Source organism: Caenimonas sp. SL110, from assembly GCF_001044395.1.
Classification (GTDB): Bacteria; Pseudomonadota; Gammaproteobacteria; order Burkholderiales; family Burkholderiaceae_C; genus Ramlibacter.
The window spans coordinates 1-16,257 of record NZ_JANU01000005.1 but is presented as its reverse complement, the minus strand read 5'-3'; the positions used below and the strand labels follow the sequence as shown (position 1 = coordinate 16,257).

Annotated in this window: 19 protein-coding genes; 14 read left to right on the top strand and 5 right to left on the bottom strand. The window is 61.9% G+C overall.

What is annotated here, in order from left to right; all coding sequences use genetic code 11:
* The first annotated feature begins 20 nt into the window (after window positions 1-20).
* From AQ12_RS03325 to AQ12_RS03315, 3 genes are read left to right on the top strand one after another with little or no spacing between them, the layout of a single operon-like run.
* The gene (locus AQ12_RS03325; protein ID WP_048438452.1) at window positions 21-977 is read left to right on the top strand and encodes an MlaD family protein; all 957 of its coding nucleotides are present in this window, start codon (window positions 21-23) and stop codon (window positions 975-977) included.
* Window positions 974-1,618, top strand: coding sequence for an ABC-type transport auxiliary lipoprotein family protein (locus AQ12_RS03320; protein ID WP_048438451.1), 645 nt, complete (start codon window positions 974-976; stop codon window positions 1,616-1,618). Before AQ12_RS03325 ends, AQ12_RS03320 begins: the two co-directional genes overlap by 4 nt.
* On the top strand, window positions 1,597-2,217 hold the full coding sequence (locus AQ12_RS03315; protein ID WP_238587637.1) for a Crp/Fnr family transcriptional regulator: 621 nt from the start codon (window positions 1,597-1,599) through the stop codon (window positions 2,215-2,217). Before AQ12_RS03320 ends, AQ12_RS03315 begins: the two co-directional genes overlap by 22 nt.
* Here the strand turns inward: AQ12_RS03315 and AQ12_RS03310 are convergent.
* The gene (locus AQ12_RS03310) at window positions 2,189-2,821 is read right to left on the bottom strand and encodes a MarC family protein (protein ID WP_048438449.1); all 633 of its coding nucleotides are present in this window, start codon (window positions 2,819-2,821) and stop codon (window positions 2,189-2,191) included. The genes AQ12_RS03315 and AQ12_RS03310 overlap by 29 nt on opposite strands.
* 42 nt (window positions 2,822-2,863) lie before the next feature.
* Complete coding sequence (locus AQ12_RS03305) at window positions 2,864-3,610, bottom strand: SDR family oxidoreductase (protein ID WP_048438502.1); 747 nt, start codon at window positions 3,608-3,610, stop codon at window positions 2,864-2,866.
* Between the two features lie 146 nt (window positions 3,611-3,756).
* Between AQ12_RS03305 and AQ12_RS03300 the strand changes: the two genes are divergently transcribed.
* From AQ12_RS03300 to AQ12_RS03290, 3 genes are read left to right on the top strand one after another with little or no spacing between them, the layout of a single operon-like run.
* Window positions 3,757-4,440 (top strand): dienelactone hydrolase family protein, encoded by a 684-nt coding sequence (locus AQ12_RS03300; protein ID WP_048438501.1) that lies wholly within the window; start codon window positions 3,757-3,759, stop codon window positions 4,438-4,440.
* Window positions 4,441-4,465: 25 nt separating this feature from the next.
* The gene (locus AQ12_RS03295; RefSeq protein WP_238587641.1) at window positions 4,466-5,329 is read left to right on the top strand and encodes an amidohydrolase family protein; all 864 of its coding nucleotides are present in this window, start codon (window positions 4,466-4,468) and stop codon (window positions 5,327-5,329) included.
* Window positions 5,326-5,979, top strand: a complete 654-nt coding sequence (locus AQ12_RS03290) for a glutathione S-transferase family protein (RefSeq protein WP_048438448.1) — start codon at window positions 5,326-5,328, stop codon at window positions 5,977-5,979. Before AQ12_RS03295 ends, AQ12_RS03290 begins: the two co-directional genes overlap by 4 nt.
* A gap of 10 nt (window positions 5,980-5,989) precedes the next feature.
* Here AQ12_RS03290 and AQ12_RS03285 read toward each other — a convergent pair whose 3' ends face one another.
* From AQ12_RS03285 to hemB, 3 genes are read right to left on the bottom strand one after another with little or no spacing between them, the layout of a single operon-like run.
* Window positions 5,990-6,544, bottom strand: a complete 555-nt coding sequence (locus tag AQ12_RS03285; protein ID WP_048438447.1) for a DUF1003 domain-containing protein — start codon at window positions 6,542-6,544, stop codon at window positions 5,990-5,992.
* A gap of 17 nt (window positions 6,545-6,561) precedes the next feature.
* Window positions 6,562-7,671, bottom strand: coding sequence for a magnesium transporter CorA family protein (locus AQ12_RS03280; RefSeq protein ID WP_048438446.1), 1,110 nt, complete (start codon window positions 7,669-7,671; stop codon window positions 6,562-6,564).
* A 20-nt stretch (window positions 7,672-7,691) separates the two neighbouring features.
* Complete coding sequence (gene hemB, locus AQ12_RS03275; RefSeq protein ID WP_048438445.1) at window positions 7,692-8,693, bottom strand: porphobilinogen synthase; 1,002 nt, start codon at window positions 8,691-8,693, stop codon at window positions 7,692-7,694.
* Window positions 8,694-9,026: 333 nt separating this feature from the next.
* Between hemB and AQ12_RS03270 the strand changes: the two genes are divergently transcribed.
* The 8 genes from AQ12_RS03270 to fusA all read left to right on the top strand — a co-directional run bounded on the left by AQ12_RS03270 (window position 9,027) and on the right by fusA (window position 16,063).
* Window positions 9,027-9,449 (top strand): CopD family protein, encoded by a 423-nt coding sequence (locus AQ12_RS03270; RefSeq protein ID WP_048438444.1) that lies wholly within the window; start codon window positions 9,027-9,029, stop codon window positions 9,447-9,449.
* A gap of 5 nt (window positions 9,450-9,454) precedes the next feature.
* Entirely contained in the window at window positions 9,455-10,582 is a 1,128-nt protein-coding gene (locus tag AQ12_RS03265; RefSeq protein WP_048438443.1) for a VanZ family protein, read from the top strand.
* Window positions 10,579-10,917, top strand: coding sequence for a ferredoxin (locus AQ12_RS03260; RefSeq protein WP_048438442.1), 339 nt, complete (start codon window positions 10,579-10,581; stop codon window positions 10,915-10,917). The genes AQ12_RS03265 and AQ12_RS03260 overlap by 4 nt, the downstream gene beginning before the upstream one ends.
* A 6-nt stretch (window positions 10,918-10,923) precedes the next feature.
* The gene (locus AQ12_RS03255) at window positions 10,924-11,553 is read left to right on the top strand and encodes an alpha/beta hydrolase (protein WP_048438441.1); all 630 of its coding nucleotides are present in this window, start codon (window positions 10,924-10,926) and stop codon (window positions 11,551-11,553) included.
* A gap of 7 nt (window positions 11,554-11,560) precedes the next feature.
* Complete coding sequence (locus AQ12_RS03250) at window positions 11,561-12,721, top strand: D-alanyl-D-alanine carboxypeptidase family protein (RefSeq protein WP_048438440.1); 1,161 nt, start codon at window positions 11,561-11,563, stop codon at window positions 12,719-12,721.
* 152 nt (window positions 12,722-12,873) lie between these two features.
* Complete coding sequence (rpsL, locus tag AQ12_RS03245; RefSeq protein ID WP_048438439.1) at window positions 12,874-13,251, top strand: 30S ribosomal protein S12; 378 nt, start codon at window positions 12,874-12,876, stop codon at window positions 13,249-13,251.
* 167 nt (window positions 13,252-13,418) lie between these two features.
* Window positions 13,419-13,892 carry a 30S ribosomal protein S7 gene (rpsG, locus tag AQ12_RS03240; protein WP_048438438.1) on the top strand — a complete coding sequence of 158 codons (474 nt, stop codon included), beginning with the start codon at window positions 13,419-13,421 and terminating at the stop codon, window positions 13,890-13,892.
* 68 nt (window positions 13,893-13,960) lie between these two features.
* Window positions 13,961-16,063, top strand: a complete 2,103-nt coding sequence (gene fusA / locus AQ12_RS03235) for an elongation factor G (RefSeq protein WP_048438437.1) — start codon at window positions 13,961-13,963, stop codon at window positions 16,061-16,063.
* Window positions 16,064-16,257: the final 194 nt, after the last annotated feature.

Genomic DNA, 16,257 nt, shown 5'->3' with positions numbered 1-16,257 from the left:
AAGAAGTAAAGGTCCCAACGATGGAAAACAAAGCCCATGCGATGGCCGCCGGCATCTTTGTCGTGGCAGTCACCGCGCTGCTCGTCCTGCTCGCGGCGTGGCTCACCCGTGACACGGGCGAGCGCGACATCTACGAGATTTCGACGCGCGAAACCGTGAGCGGTTTGCAGGCCCAGGCGGCAGTGCGTTATCGCGGGGTTGACGTCGGCAAGGTGTCGAGCATCGGCTTCGATCCCAAGGCGGCAGGCAGCGTGCTGATACGCCTGGAAGTCGACCACGAAGCACCGGTGACGCGCGACACGTTTGCGCAATTGAGCTATCAGGGCGTGACGGGCCTGGCGTTCGTCCAGCTCGACGACGAAGGAAAACCCTCGCCGCGAATTGAGCCGAATAACGCGCAGCCGCCGCGCATCCCGCTGCGGCCCAGCCTGCTGTCCAAACTCACGACGCGCGGCGAAGCGATCCTGGACCAGATCGAAAAGACGGTGAACCGCGCCAATGAAGTGCTGGGCGACGCCAACCAGAAACGCCTCGCGCTGGCGCTGGACAACCTGGGCGTTGCCGCGGCGGATGCGAGCCAGCTTGCCAAGCGCCTGGACGCAACGGTGGTCAAGGGCGTCGATCCTGCGCTGGCCGAAGCGCGCGTCACCATGAAGTCGATCCAGGTCAATGTCGATGAGATCGGCAAGACAGCTGCGGACTTCGGCAAGACCGCGCGCCGCCTCAATGAAAAGGATGGTCCTCTGGATCGCCTTGCGCAGGGCACCGAGTCGTTGTCGCACGCTGCCGATTCGTTCAACGCGGCGACGCTGCCGCGCATCAACCGCGTGACCGAAGACGCATCGCGCGCCGTGCGGCAGTTGGGTCGCACCGCCAACAGCATTCGCGAGAACCCGCAGTCGTTGATCTACGGCACGGGCCAGATCGATCCCGGCCCGGGTGAACCGGGCTTCACGCCCCCTGGAGCCGGCAAATGAACCAGCGACCTACATTTCGTGCACTGCTTGCAATGCTTGCGGCTTCAACCGTGTTGCTGGCCGGTTGCGCCACGCCGGACAAACCGACGCGCGCGGTGCTCTACGACTTCGGGCCCGGAACCACCACGCCTGCCACGACGCCCGCTGGCTCGGCCTTGCCGCTGGTGCTGGGCGACATCGATGCGTCGAGCGCGCTGGACGGCACTTCGCTGAACTATCGCCTGGGCTACGCCGACTCCAATCAGCTGCGACCGTATGCGCAGGCGCGTTGGTCGGCGCCGCCGCCCCAGCTCATCCGCCAGCGCCTGCGTGAAATCCTGGGGCGTGACAGGCCGGTGCTCGACCTCGGCGAAAGCGCAGCGCTCGCTCGTGAAGGCGGCATGATGCCGCGCGTGCTGCGCATCGAACTGGAAGAGTTTTCGCATTTGTTCCAATCGCAGACGGCCAGCGTCGGCCTGGTGCGAATGCGCGCCACCCTGCTGGAGAACACGCCCGCAGGTGAAAAGCTCCTGTCCCAAAGACGTGTGATCGTCAATGCGCCGGCCCCATCTGCCGATGCGGCTGGCGGTGTTCGCGCGATGAGTGATGCGGTCAACTCGGCCGGCGCCGAAATCGCGCAGTGGCTTGCGCAGCAGCGTTGACCGCCATGGGTGCCGATCCGCTCGACGAAGACCTCACATCGCGTGGCCTTGAGCTGCTCGGGCCGTGCGAAAAGCTGTCCGAGCATCCCGAGCTGCTGATGGTGTCGTCGCTGCTGCGCGACTTCTCGCCGGAAGAGGCGGACCTGCTGGGCACCACCATGCTCAAGGTGCGCGCCAAGCCCGGGCAGTTGCTGATCGCCGAGGGCGAGGCGAGCAACTGGATGATGCTGTTGCTCCTGGGCACGGTGGATGTGGGCAAGCGCCGAATCGGCGCCGACCCCGAAAAGCAGGACCCCGCCGATATCACCAGGCTGGCGGTGCTCAAGGAAGGCGCGGTGATTGGTGAGATGTCGATGCTGGACGGCGAACCCCGCTATGCGAGCTGCTGGGCATTGAGCGATGTGGAGCTCGCAGTGCTCACGCGCGCCTCGGTGGGTCGCCTGATCAAGATGCATCCGGCAGTGGGCGCCAAGCTGCTCGTCAAGCTCACGCAGTTGCTCGCGCAACGGCTGCGCAACACCAGCAGCCAGCTGGTCAAGGTGCTCCAGAGGCGCCCGGCCGAAGCTGCGGTTACCGACCCAGGCCCGGAAAAAGCTTGATCAGGCCCAGGGCCATCACTTCCACCGCGAGCGCTGCGAGGATGAGACCCATCAGCCGGGTCATGACATTGATGCCGGTCTTGCCCAGGATGCGTGCGATCGGGTCGGCCAGCGCGAAGCAAACCGCCGTTGCCAGTCCGATCACCACGCCATAAGCGACCAGCATCGACAACTGCAGGAAGGTCTGCGCCTTCTCTGCATAGATCACCACCGTGGACATCGTGGCCGGCCCGGTCAGCAGCGGGATCGTGAGCGGCACGACGGCGATGCTCGCGCCCATCGCAGCCTTCTGCGCGCCGTCCTCGAATTCATTGGTCTGCGGCTTCGCTTCGGCGGGGTTCGCATTGAGCATGTTCATCGAACTGATGAGCAGCAGCATGCCGCCGCCGACCTGGAAACTCGCCAGCGAGATGCCGAAGAAATCGAGGATCTGCAGGCCGAGCAGCGCACTCGCGGCGATCACCATGAAGGCGCTGAAAGCCGCGGTGAGCACAGTGCGCCGGCGCTGCGCGTGTGTAAACCCCTGGGTGTAGTGGATGAAGAACGGCACGATGGCCAGGGGGTTCACCACCGCGAGCAAGGTGACCAGGGGCTTGAAGTCCATGACGGGCACCCTGGGGCTAGGCCAATTTTGTGAGCGTTGCCATCAGCGGCCTCCTGACACATCGAGCAGCGACATCGTCGTGTAGCTCGCTTCGTCCGAGAGCAGCCAGACGATGGCCTGCGCCACTTCGTCGGCGCTGCCGCCGCGCAGCATCGGCACCTGGTGCTCAAGTTGCCGCACGCGATCGGGTATGCCGCCCGATGCGTGGATATCGGTTTCGATGAGTCCGGGCCGCACGGCGTTGACGCGTATGCCCTCGGCGGCGACTTCTTTTGCGAGGCCTAACGTGAAGGCGTCGATGGCGCCCTTGGACGCGGCGTAGTCGACGTACTGCCCCGGTGCGCCCAGGCGCGAAGCGGCGCTGGACACATTCACGATCGCACCGCCTGCGCCGCCGTGACGGGTGCTCATCCGCTTGACGGCTTCGCGCGCGCAGATGATCGAGCCGATGACGTTGATGTCGAACATTCGCCTCAGGCGCTCGAAAGTCATTTCATCGACGCGTGCCTTCGCGTCCACCACGCCGGCGTTGTTGATCAGCGCGGTGAGCCGTCCGAGTTCGGTATCGACCCGGTTGAACATCGCCAGCACCTGGTCTTCGTGCGCAACATCGGCCTGTACGGCAATCGCACGGCCCCCGCTGGCAATGATGGCCTGCACGACGTCCTGCGCCGCGCGCTCGTTGGCGGTGTAGTTCACTGCGACTGCGTAGCCCTTGCGCGCAGCCAGCAGCGCGCACGCAGCGCCAATGCCCCGGCTCCCGCCGGTGACGATCAATACCTGTTCCAATGCTTTTTCGTGCGCCAAAGGGGTCTCCTGCAGTCGAGCTGCCATTACAGCAAATGTGGCGGCATACCGGCTTGACGCAGGCGGGCATCGGCGAAATCATCTGCGCTGCGCAACGCAGCAGGCATCAAATTCTGGAGAACATTGACATGGGCAGCTTCATCGATCTCAAGGCCGCAGACGGCTTCACCTTTCCTGCCTACGTGGCGCAGCCTGCGGGCACGCCCAAGGGCGCAGTGGTGGTGATCCAGGAAATCTTCGGCGTCAATTCGCACATTCGCAATGTCGCCGATGGCTACGCCGCGCAGGGCTTCCTGGCGGTCGCGCCATCGACTTTCCACCGGGTCAAGGCGGGTGTGGATCTGGGCTACCAGCAGGAAGACATGCAAGCCGGCATGGAACTCAAGGCCGCCGTCGAAGCGCTCCCGGCGCCGGGCGTCATGCAGGACATCCAGGCAGCCATCGACCATGCGGGCAAGGCCGGCAAAGTGGGCATCGTCGGCTATTGCTACGGCGGCCTGCTCACGTGGCGCGCGGCCTGCATGCTGAGTGGTTTGTCTGCCGCCGTTCCCTACTACGGCGGAGGCGTCACGACGCCAGACGAAGTTGCACGCAAGCCCAAGGTGCCGGTGATGGCCCACTTCGGTGAGAAGGACCACTGGATTCCTCTGGACTCGGTCAAGGCGTTCCAGGCGGCACATCCCGAAGTTGAAGTGCATGTCTACGCAGCCGATCATGGTTTCAACTGCGACCAGCGCGGCTCCTGGAATGCGCCTGCGGCGGCCACGGCGCTGGAGCGCACGCTGGCCTTCTTCAACAAGCACCTGGCCTGACGTGATGCGCCGGCTGTTGTGGGTGATGGCGGCGGTCAGCGCGCTTGGAGCCGCGGGTCCGGTTGCGGCATCGGATTACTCCGGCCCGCTGTTCGATGCGCACCTTCACTACAACGCCGAGGCGTGGGACGGCAGTGCCGGTCCGCATCCATTGCCCGATGTTCTGGCGCGGATGCAGCGCAATGGCGTGAAGGCCATCGTTTCGAATTCGCGCCCCAACGATGGAACCAAGGCGCTTGCATCGTCTGCGCTCACGAAGCAGGCCGGCGTGACGGTTGTGCCGTTCGTGCGGCTTTATCGCAATCGCGCCGACTATGACAACTGGTTTCGCGACGAGACGATCTACACGATGGTGCAGACAGAACTGGCGCGCGGCACCGACGCAGGGCCGTTCAAGGGCATCGGCGAATTTCATCTGTACGACAGCAGCAATGCGAATGGCCCTGTCGCAAAAAAGCTGATGGCACTGGCTGAGGACAAGGGCCTTGCCGTGCTTGCGCATGTGGACGATACGGCCATTGATCTGCTCATGGCCAACACGCCGAGCAAGGGTCAACGCACGCGCCTGATCTGGGCGCACACCGGTATCGGCGGCGCACCGGTGGCGCGCGTCGACCAGCTCTTTGCGAAGTACCCGTTGCTGATGGGCGAGCTGTCTTACCGTCCCGGCCTGACGTGCGAGGGCGGCAAGCTGTGTCCTGAATGGCGCGCCTTGCTGCTCAAGTACCCGGACCGATTCATGATCGGCTCCGACACCTGGGTCAACCAGCGCTGGCAGTACTACGACGAGTTGATGAAGGGTTATCGCGCTTGGCTTGGCGATCTGCCGCCAGACGCTGCACGCAAGATCGGCTGGGACAACGCAGCCAACCTGTTCGGGGTGAAGTGATCCAGCTGCATTACTACCCGGCCACTGCGGCCATGATTGCCCACATCCTGCTGGAAGAAATCGGCGTGCCGTACGAGCGGGTGCTGGTCGATCGCATGGCCGACGAGCACAAGCAGCCGGCGTATCTGCAGCTCAATCCCAACGGACTGATTCCGGTCCTGGTCGATGGCGACCTCGTCCTGTACGAGACTGCCGCCATCGCGCTGTACCTTTGCGACATGCATCCACAGGCGGGGCTTGCGCCGCCGGTCGCCACTGTCGGGCGCGCGCATTTCTACAAATGGCTCATGTGGTTGACCAACACGTTGCAGGCGACGTTGCTGATTTATTTCTATCCCGAGCGGTGGGTCAACGAAGGCAATGCGGGCGGTGTCGCGCAGGTCCAGGCGCATGCGGAGTCACGCGTGGCTTTGCTGCTGGAGCAACTGGACTCTGAGCTGGCAAGGCACGCAGGGCCGTGGTTTGCCGGTGCGGATTACTCGGCGCTCGATGCCTATGTGTTCACGCTCTGCCGCTGGACGCGCAACTTCCGGAATCAGGCGCCTGCCCGCAGCCGGCCGTACCTGGGTCCTTACCTGCAGCGTATGCTGGAGCGGCCGGCATTGCAGCGCGTCATCGCCAACGAGCAGCTGGTGCCACCGCTGGTCTAGCGCTGACGGCTTATTCTTCCCGGGCTGCCTTGTCATCGGCACGGTAGGCCTCCTCGATCTGCCGAGCCAGCGTTTCAGGCCGCGTCGCCTGTTCAAGCGCCCGGATTTCGGGATCGTCGCCGGCAGTTGCGCCGACCTTTTTCGCGATCGTCTCCAGCAGCTGCAGCATCTTCGTGTTCTCCTGTTCGGCGAGCAGGTTGATCTGCAGGTCGAGCTGGTTGCGCCGGTCGCTGACGCGCATCTCGTAGTTCTGGCTGATCAGGATGAAGGCCGAGAGAAAAATCGCTTCCAGTGAGACGCACAGCGTGAGAAAGGTGAACGGGTAGGGATCGAAATGTTCGACACCCGGAAACACATTGAATGCGATCCACGCGGCAAAAATCGCGACATGAATCCAGACGAAGGTGATGCTGCCGCAGAACCTGGCGACAAATGCGGCGACGACGTCGGCAAACGTGCGGCGTGTCTCTGCCAGTTCTTCCAGCCGTCGCATCGCGGCCACGTTCTTGCCGGTCAGGTCGTCCATGCTGCGAGGCGCTTGCGGACCCGTGTGGTGATGGGTCATCCGTGATCCTTGAGCATCTAGCGAGCCGTGCGGGCGAGGTACTGCTTGCGCCAGAACACGAGCGCCAATGTCGCCGCAATGGTGGCCATCACACCCAGCGTGATCAAAAAGCCCAGAGGTAACTTGATGAGCGGCATGAATTCGAAATTCATCCCGAAGATGCCGGTGACCAGGTTCAGGGGCAGGAAGACCGCTGTCAGCGCTGTGAGCGTGCGCATGATGTCGTTGGTGCGATGGCTCTGTGCGGAAAAGTGAATCTGCACCGCTGTTTCTGCCGCCTGCTCGATGCGGCGAACGTGATGCACGACTCGCTGGATGTGCTCGATCACGTCACGCGCACGGGCGATCAGCCCGTCACGTTCGGACTGGGAAAGCGCAGGGGAGGGTTGCTCGCGCGCGGTGTCCAGCCATTCCTGCATCGCGTCGTTTTGCTCTTCGCACAGGTCTTCCAGCGTATGCAGCTGCGCGCGCGCTACCAGCAGCTCGTTCCAGTTCGCGCCCTGCGAGCCCGGTCTCAGCAGATGTTTTTGCCACTGGTCCATCTCCGCGCTGAGGTCCTTGCGAAGTTCCAGGTAGCTGTCCACCATGGTGTTGATCATTCGCAGCATGAGGTCGGCCGGACTCGCAGGGAGCCGGCTGCGGCTGATGAGTGCGGCTCCTTCGGTTTGCACCGCGTCGCCCAGGTAGCGCTGGATGAATGACTTCGCCGTGAGGCAGCCGGCCGGGTGCACGGTGATGAGCAGCCGGTCGAATACGGCAAATGCCACCGCACGTGTGCGAATTCGCTGGAATGCAGCCAGCGGCGCGTTCCTGGCTGGCGTCACGCCCCCATCTTCGTGAAGCTCGTGCCCTGCCTCTTGCTCGGTCGCAAGCCGGCGAAAGATCACCAGGTCATAGATGGATGTGTAGTCGTAGTGAGAGGGATGGGTCGCGTTCAGCAGATCCTGCACGTGCAGGTCCAGGAAGGACGATCCGCCCACTCGATGTGCTGCCTGCTGAAGCTGGGGCAGTTGCGTGGAAAGGTCCTCGCGTTCAATGTAGATCCAGATGAAGCCGGACTCCGGCGCCGCAGCAGGCACCTGGTCCAGGAAGCGAAGCGTTCCGGCAGTGAACTGGACGATCTGCATGGCCTGAGAGTCCGGCCTGCTCAGTCGCGCAGGAGCCGAGCGGCGTCCAGGGCGAAATAGGTCAGTACGCCATCGGCGCCAGCGCGCTTGAAGGCCAGGAGGCTTTCCATCATCACCGCATCGTGATCGAGCCAGCCGTTTTGCGCGGCGGCCTTGAGCATCGCGTACTCGCCGCTCACCTGGTAGGCGAAGGTGGGCACGTGAAATGTGTCCTTCACCCGTCGCACCACATCCAGGTAGGGCATTCCGGGCTTGACCATCACCATGTCTGCGCCCTCGGCAATGTCCATGGCGACCTCACGCAATGCCTCGTCGGTATTGCCGGGGTCCATCTGGTAGACCTTCTTGTTGCTTTTGCCAAGGTTGGAGGCCGAACCGACAGCGTCCCGGAAAGGGCCGTAAAAAGCGCTGGCGTACTTGGCGCTGTACGCCATGATCCGCGTGTGAATGAGCCCGGCCGCTTCCAGCGCCGACCGGATCGCGCCGATGCGCCCGTCCATCATGTCCGACGGCGCCACAATGTCCACGCCTGCACGGGCCTGGGTCAGGGCCTGTTGCACCAGCACCTCGACGGTCTCGTCATTGAGGATGTAGCCGGTCTCGTCAAGCAGGCCGTCCTGGCCATGACTGGTGAACGGATCGAGCGCGACGTCCGTCATGACGCCCAGGCCGGGGAAGCGTTTTTTCAGCTCCCGCACAACCATGGGAACCAGGCCCTGGTCGTTGCAGGCTTCGCGGCCATCGGGGGTCTTCAGGCTGGCGTCCAGCACAGGAAAGAGCGCCATGACGGGAATGCCCGCAGCCACGCATTGCTCTGCGACCGGCAGCAACAGGTCCAGGCTCAGGCGTTCGACGCCCGGCATTGAAGCTACTGCTTCCCGCCGGCCCTTTCCGTCAAGCACGAAAACCGGGTAGATGAGGTCGTGGGTGGTCAGCCGGTGTTCGCGGACCAGATTTCGCGTGAAGTCGTCGCGTCGCAGGCGTCGGGGCCGGCCGTGGGGGTAGGGAGCGTGGAGCGTCATGCCGGAAATTGTGCGCCAAGTCGGAGCGCGGGCTGTGCGCGAGTCACCAACTCTGCCGGCGCGCTGCATGGTGCATGAGTTGGATGACTTTGCCCTACCCCAAGACGTAAATCGCACACCCTGCCCTTGAAACCGGACAGCCGCTTTGTTAAATTACGTCTGGGCGGCTTGCCGCTCCCCGCTTTTCCTCCCTGAGCGGGTGCCTTAATGTGTGACAGCAAAAAGGCTTCCCACCCCGGCTTATCGAGCCGGGGTTTTTTTTGTGCGATGCATTCGCGTATCGCGCGGAGCATTCGGGCCGCAGGGATGCCCGAGTTCCCTACACTCCCACCCATGCTTTGGGTCAAGTCGTTTCATATCGTTTTTGTAGCCAGCTGGTTCGCCGGCCTGTTCTACCTGCCGCGCATCTTCGTGAACCTGGCGCTCGTGCCGGCTGAATCGGCCGCCGAACGCCAGCGCTTGCTGGTGATGGCCCGCAAACTACTGAGGTTCACCACGCTGCTTTCAGTCCCCGCGCTCGCCCTGGGCCTGTGGCTGTGGCTCGGGTACGACGTTGGCAAGGGGGCGGGATGGCTTCATGCGAAGCTTTTCGTCGTGCTGCTCGCCGTTGGTTATCACCACGCGTGCGCACGCCTGCTGCGGGGCTTCGAGGCCGGCCGGCCCCCTCGAAGTCACGTCTGGTATCGCTGGTTCAATGAGGCGCCGGTGCTCCTGCTGGTCGCGGCGGTGGTGCTGGCCGTTGTGAAGCCCTTCTGATACCGATGCAAAAGACTTCCGCCTGGCCGTTGTCCCAAGCCTATGCGGCGTTGATCGTCTATGCGAGCCTTTACCCGTTCACAGGCTGGCGCGACCAGGGCATCGCGCCGTGGGCTTTTCTGGCTAGTCCCTGGCCCAAGTACTGGACTGGGTTCGACATCGCCGCCAACGTCTGCGGATACGTTCCGCTGGGTTTTTTACTCGCGTTGGGTTTTGCCCGGCGTGTCAACGCCCGGTACAGCTCGCGGGGTAACGTGCCCGCGATTGGGGTGGCGGTGCTGGTCGCAGCGGTGATCTCCCTGCTCATGGAGGCGTTGCAGACCTACCTGCCTTCACGGGTGCCTTCAAACCTCGATTTCGGCCTCAATACGGCTGGCGCCCTGATCGGTGCGGGCGTTGCGGGTGTGCTTGAACGCGCGGGCGCCATCGATCGCTGGAGCCAGTTTCGGGGCCGCTGGTTTGTCGAGGATGCGCGAGGAGCGCTTGTGCTCCTGGCGTTGTGGCCCTTTGCGCTCCTTTTTCCGGCGTCGGTTCCATTTGGCCTCGGGCAGATTTTCGAACGCCTGGAAGGCGCAATGGCGGAATGGCTCTCGGACACGCCCTTCCTGGAATGGCTTCCGCTCCGGGAGGTCGAACTGCAGCCACTTGTCCCTGCGGCCGAACTTCTCTGCGTTGCGCTGGGCACACTCGTGCCCGTATTGCTGGGCTATTCGGTCCTGAGATCACTGGGGCGCAGGGCCGTGTTTGCCGTGGTCGTGCTTGCTGTGGGCGTCTGCGCAACCGCGCTGTCGGCTGCGCTCAGCTGGGGCCCGACTCACGCCTGGGCGTGGCTCAGTCTCCCCGTCCAGGTGGGCCTGGGCTTCGGGGCACTCCTGGCCGCGGTGCTGATAGCCCTTCCACGCCGAGGGTGCGCAGCTCTTGTGCTGCTGGCGCTGGTGCTGAACCTCGCGTTGCTCAATCAATCATCGGCAGGCGAGTATTTTTCCAACACGCTCCAGACCTGGGAGCAGGGCCGTTTCATCCGGTTCAACGGCCTGGCGCAATGGCTGGGGTGGTTGTGGCCCTACGCAGCGTTGCTGTATGTGCTCTTTCGTGTCTCGCGATCCGAGTCGCAAAATAGAATGTCGCAATGAGTCAAGGCCCCTCCTATTACAAGCGGCACATCTTTTTCTGCCTCAATCTTCGCGACAACGGCGAGCAGTCCTGCGCGCAGCACAACGCGCAGGGAGCATTTGACCGCTGCAAGCAGTTGGTGAAGGCTCACGGTCTTTCCGGCCCGGGAAAGGTCCGCGTCAACAAGGCGGGCTGCCTGGATCGCTGTGCGGGCGGACCCGTTGCTGTGGTCTATCCGGAAGCCGTCTGGTATTCGTATGTCGATGAGCATGACATCGAAGAGATTGTCGAGTCGCACCTGAAAAACGGGGTCGTGGTCGAGCGGCTGGTGACGCCGCCGCATCTCGGTCGATAACTTCCCATGAACCTGAAAACCCGGCGCTACCAGATTGCCGGCGCGGCGGGCGCCATCGAAGTGCTGCGCGATGAACCTCTCGATTCCGATCCACCTCATGGCGTCGCGGTGATAGCGCATCCGCATCCGCTGTTTGCCGGAACGATGGACAACAAGGTCGTTCAGACCCTGGCTCGTGCATTTGTGCAGTGCGGCTGGACGGCGATCCGGTTTAACTTCCGCGGCGTCGGTCAGACGGCAGGTGAGCACGATGATGGACGTGGCGAGCTGCTGGATATGCTTTCTGTCATTGAAGCAGAGGCGCCGACTGGCCCGCTGGCAATTGCCGGATTTTCGTTCGGCGCGTTTGTGGCTAGCGGAGCCATCGCTCGCCTGCATGAGCAGCGGGCAATAGAAAAAGTGGTGCTCATCGGCACCGCTGCGTCCCGATTTGAGGTCAGTCCCTTGCCCGCGACGTTGCATGAGCAGGCGTTGGTGATCCACGGTGAAGAAGACGACACGGTACCGTTGTCGGCCGTGCTCGACTGGGCGCGGCCGCAGTCACTCCCCGTCACGGTGGTGCCTGGGGGCGGTCATTTCTTTCACGGACAGTTGACGCTCTTGAAAAGCCTGGTGGTTCGCCACCTTCGTTCCTGATCCCTCAATGAAGAGACTCTTACGGTCTTGGGCCGCTGCATTTGCAGGCTTGCTGTTCTGCCTTTGCGCCTTCGCGCAGGCGCCCCAGCCGCCAGAGATAGCGGCGCGCAGCTACCTGCTCATCGATGTCACTGCGAACCAGGAACTGGCGTCTCGCGATGCGGACACCCCTGTTGAGCCGGCATCCCTCACCAAGCTGATGAGTGCGTATCTCGTCTTTGATGCATTGCGCTCCGGGAAGATTTCGTTGAAGCAGACCCTGCCGGTGAGCGCTCGCGCATGGAAGATGGCCGGGTCTCGAATGTTCATTGACCCGAGCATGCAGGTGCCTGTAGAAGACCTCATCAAGGGGATGATCGTGCAATCGGGCAACGACGCCACCGTCGCGCTTGCCGAAGGGGTCGGCGGAAGTGTCGAGCGATTTGTTCAACTCATGAACGAGCAGGCGAAGGTGCTTGGCATGACCCGGACCAGCTTTCGCAACCCGGATGGACTTCCCGAGGCAGGACACACCACGACCGCTCGCGACCTGAGCCTCCTGTCCTCTCGCCTGTTGAGTGACTTTCCGGACTATGTTGGCTACTACGCGATCAAGAAGTACCGATACGAGGGCGCAGCGACAGCGAATGACACCAGTCGCAACCTGCTTTTATTTCGTGATCCCACGGTCGATGGCTTGACGGCAGGTCATACGCCGTCAGCGGGCTACTGTCTAATTGCAACTGCCAGGCGCGACTTCCCGAATGTGGGCGCTCGCCGACTTTTGGTCATTGTGATTGGGGCCGCGAGCGAGAGCGCGCGCGCAGGCGAGGCGCAGAGGCTGTTGAACTGGGGCTATACGGCGTTTGAGGGCATCAAGCTCTTCAATGCAAACCAGGCAGTGGTAACGCCTCAGGTCTGGAAGGGGGCGCAGAAGACGGCCAGGCTAGGTCGCACGCAAGCCGTAGTTGTCGCCGTGCCTTCTGGCTCGGCTTCGAAAGTCAAGGCCCAGGTGGCGCGACCCGATCCGTTGATCGCACCACTTAGCAAAGGGCAGCAAGTCGGCACGCTGAAGATCAGTTCTGGCGAACATTTGATGCTGGAGGTCCCTCTGGTCGCCCTGGAATCGGTCGAGCAGGCTGGATTCATCAGCCGGACCTGGGATGCAGTGCGGTTGTGGATCAAGTGACAGCTCTGACGCAGCTGTCACTTGAGCGATTTCACCATCCGGGCTATACTCGCGGGCTTTCCCGCAATTTGGGGCGGGTGAGCTTTGCCTTTCGCAATTGCGAAAAGCAGTCTTCATTTTTCCACGACAGTAATGACGTTTAGGGACGTTTAATGCCAACCATCAATCAACTTGTGCGTCACGGGCGGGAGGTCGAAAAGACCAATTCCAAGAGCCCGGCGATGCAAAACAGCCCGCAGCGCCGCGGCGTGTGCACCCGGGTGTACACCACGACTCCGAAAAAGCCGAATTCGGCTCTTCGCAAGGTCGCCAAGGTTCGCCTGACTAACGGGTTTGAGGTTATTTCCTACATCGGCGGCGAGGGCCACAACCTTCAGGAGCACTCGGTTGTGCTCGTGCGCGGCGGCCGCGTGAAGGATCTGCCGGGTGTCCGTTACCACATCGTGCGCGGATCGCTTGACCTGCAGGGCGTGAAGGATCGCAAGCAGTCACGTTCCAAGTACGGAGCGAAGAGGCCAAAGAAGGCCTAAAGAGCCAGTCGTAAGTTTTGTCGGTGCTGTCCAGCCCTGGCAGGCTGAGTCAGTGTAGTGACCCGGAGCGCGGAATTCCCCGTGTGGGTCGAGTAAGCGAAGGCCTGAGTGGCTTTCTAGGCCCCCGAAAGGGAGAAGCCGGCTGAAGCAATAGAAGAGGTGAAAAAATGCCACGTCGTCGCGAAGTCCCTAAACGTGAAATCCTGCCGGATCCCAAGTACGGCAATGTCGAACTCGCTAAGTTCATGAACGTCATCATGCAAGGTGGCAAGAAGGCGATTGCCGAGCGCATCGTCTATGGCGCGCTCGAGTTCATCGAAGAAAAGAATCCGGGCAAGGACCCGGTCGAGGCCTTCACTATGGCCATCAACAACGTCAAGCCGATGGTCGAGGTGAAGTCCCGCCGCGTCGGTGGCGCGAACTACCAGGTGCCTGTTGAGGTTCGCCCGGTTCGCCGCCTGGCTTTGTCCATGCGCTGGTTGAAGGAAGCCGCAAAGAAGCGCGGCGAGAAGTCGATGGCCCTTCGCCTTGCCAATGAGCTCATGGAAGCCACGGAAGGCCGTGGCGGCGCGATGAAGAAGCGTGACGAAGTTCACCGCATGGCAGAGGCCAACAAGGCCTTCAGCCACTTCCGCTTCTAAAAACCGTCCCCATCTTGGAGTGCGGGCCCGCCATGAGCGGGCCTGTACCCTTTTAACGAAAGATCATCATGGCCCGCAAAACGCCCATCGAGCGATATCGCAACATCGGTATCTCGGCTCACATCGACGCCGGCAAGACCACCACCACCGAGCGCATTCTGTTTTACACCGGTGTGAACCACAAGATCGGTGAAGTGCACGATGGCGCTGCCACCATGGACTGGATGGAGCAGGAGCAGGAGCGCGGCATCACGATTACGTCGGCTGCAACGACATGCTTCTGGAAAGGCATGGACCTTTCCTTCCCTGAGCACCGCATCAACATCATCGACACCCCTGGTCACGTGGACTTCACCATCGAGGTCGAGCGCTCCATGCGTGTGCTGGATGGTGCCTGCATGGTTTATTGCGCTGTGGGCGGCGTGCAACCGCAGTCCGAGACTGTCTGGCGTCAGGCTAACAAGTACAAGGTACCTCGCCTTGCGTTCGTCAACAAGATGGACCGCACCGGCGCTAACTTCTTCAAGGTCTACGACCAGATGAAGCTGCGTCTCAAGGCTAACCCGGTGCCGATCGTCATCCCGATCGGTGCCGAAGAGAACTTCACCGGCGTCGTCGATCTGCGCAAGATGAAGGCGATCTATTGGGACGAAGCCTCGCAAGGCATGAAGTTCAACTACGACGAGATTCCAGCCGAGCTGCTCGAGCAGGCCAAGGAGTGGCGCGAGAAGATGGTCGAGGCGGCTGCCGAAGCCAACGAAACCCTGATGAACAAGTACCTGGAAGAGGGTGATCTGACTGAAGAAGAGATCACCCTGGGTCTGCGCACGCGCACGATCGCCAGCGAAATCCAGCCGATGCTTTGCGGCACCGCGTTCAAGAACAAGGGTGTGCAGCGCATGCTTGACGCAGTGATTGAACTCATGCCTTCGCCTGTCGATATTCCCCCGGTCAAGGGCATGGATGACGACGAAAACCCGGTCACCCGCAAGGCGGACGACAACGAGAAGTTCTCCGCGCTCGCTTTCAAGCTGATGACCGACCCATTCGTTGGTCAGCTCACGTTCGTGCGCGTCTACTCTGGCGTGCTCTCCAAGGGCGACAGCGTCTACAACCCGATTCGCGGAAAGAAAGAGCGTATCGGCCGTATCGTGCAGATGCATGCGAACAACCGGCTTGAAGTCGATGAAATTCGCGCTGGCGACATTGCTGCATGTGTTGGCTTGAAGGACGTGACTACGGGTGAAACCTTGTGCGATCCGGCGTCCATCGTCATGCTCGAGCGCATGGTGTTCCCGGAGCCTGTGATTGCGCAGGCTGTTGAGCCGAAGACCAAGGTCGACCAGGAGAAGATGGGCATTGCGCTGAACCGTCTGGCGCAGGAAGACCCGTCTTTCCGGGTTCGCACGGACGAAGAATCCGGTCAGACCATCATCGCCGGCATGGGTGAGCTGCACCTGGAAATTATTGTCGACCGCATGAAGCGCGAGTTTGGCGTCGAGGCCAATGTAGGAAAGCCGCAAGTTGCCTACCGCGAGACGATCCGCAAGACAATCGAAGATGCAGAAGGCAAGTTCGTTCGCCAGTCGGGTGGTAAGGGCCAGTACGGTCACGTCGTGCTCAAGATTGAGCCGAACGAGCCTGGCAAGGGCATCGAATTCGTCGACGCGATCAAGGGTGGCGTCGTGCCGCGCGAATTCATTCCTGCGGTTGAAAAGGGCATCAACGAAGCTGTGACGCAAGGCGTTCTGGCTGGCTACCCCGTGGTCGACGTCAAGGTGACGCTGCACTTCGGCTCCTACCACGATGTTGACTCGAACGAACTGGCGTTCAAGATGGCTGCCATCTTCGGCTTCAAGGAAGGTTGCCGCAAGGCCAGCCCGGTCATCCTCGAGCCGATGATGTCAGTCGAAGTTGAGACGCCAGAAGACTACGCCGGTAACGTCATGGGTGACCTGTCGTCCCGTCGCGGGATGGTGCAGGGCATGGAAGACATGGTCGGTGGCGGAAAAGCCATCAAGGCAGAAGTGCCTCTGTCTGAAATGTTCGGCTATTCAACCACGTTGCGCTCGATGTCCCAGGGGCGTGCAACTTACACGATGGAGTTCAAGCACTACTCTGAGGCGCCTCGCAATGTGGCCGAGGCTATCGTGGCTGCGCGGACAAAGTAAGTCCCCGGCTCTAGACAAAGTTCGTCTGCGATCACACACCCTGCTGTACCCGTGCGGTGGGATCAGTGATGTGATGCAGACGTTAAACCTCACACGGGTATTGCTCTTTGGAGAAATGGTATGTCAAAGGAAAAGTTTGAGCGAACCAAGCCGCACGTCAACGTGGGGACGATTGGACACGTGGACCATGGCAA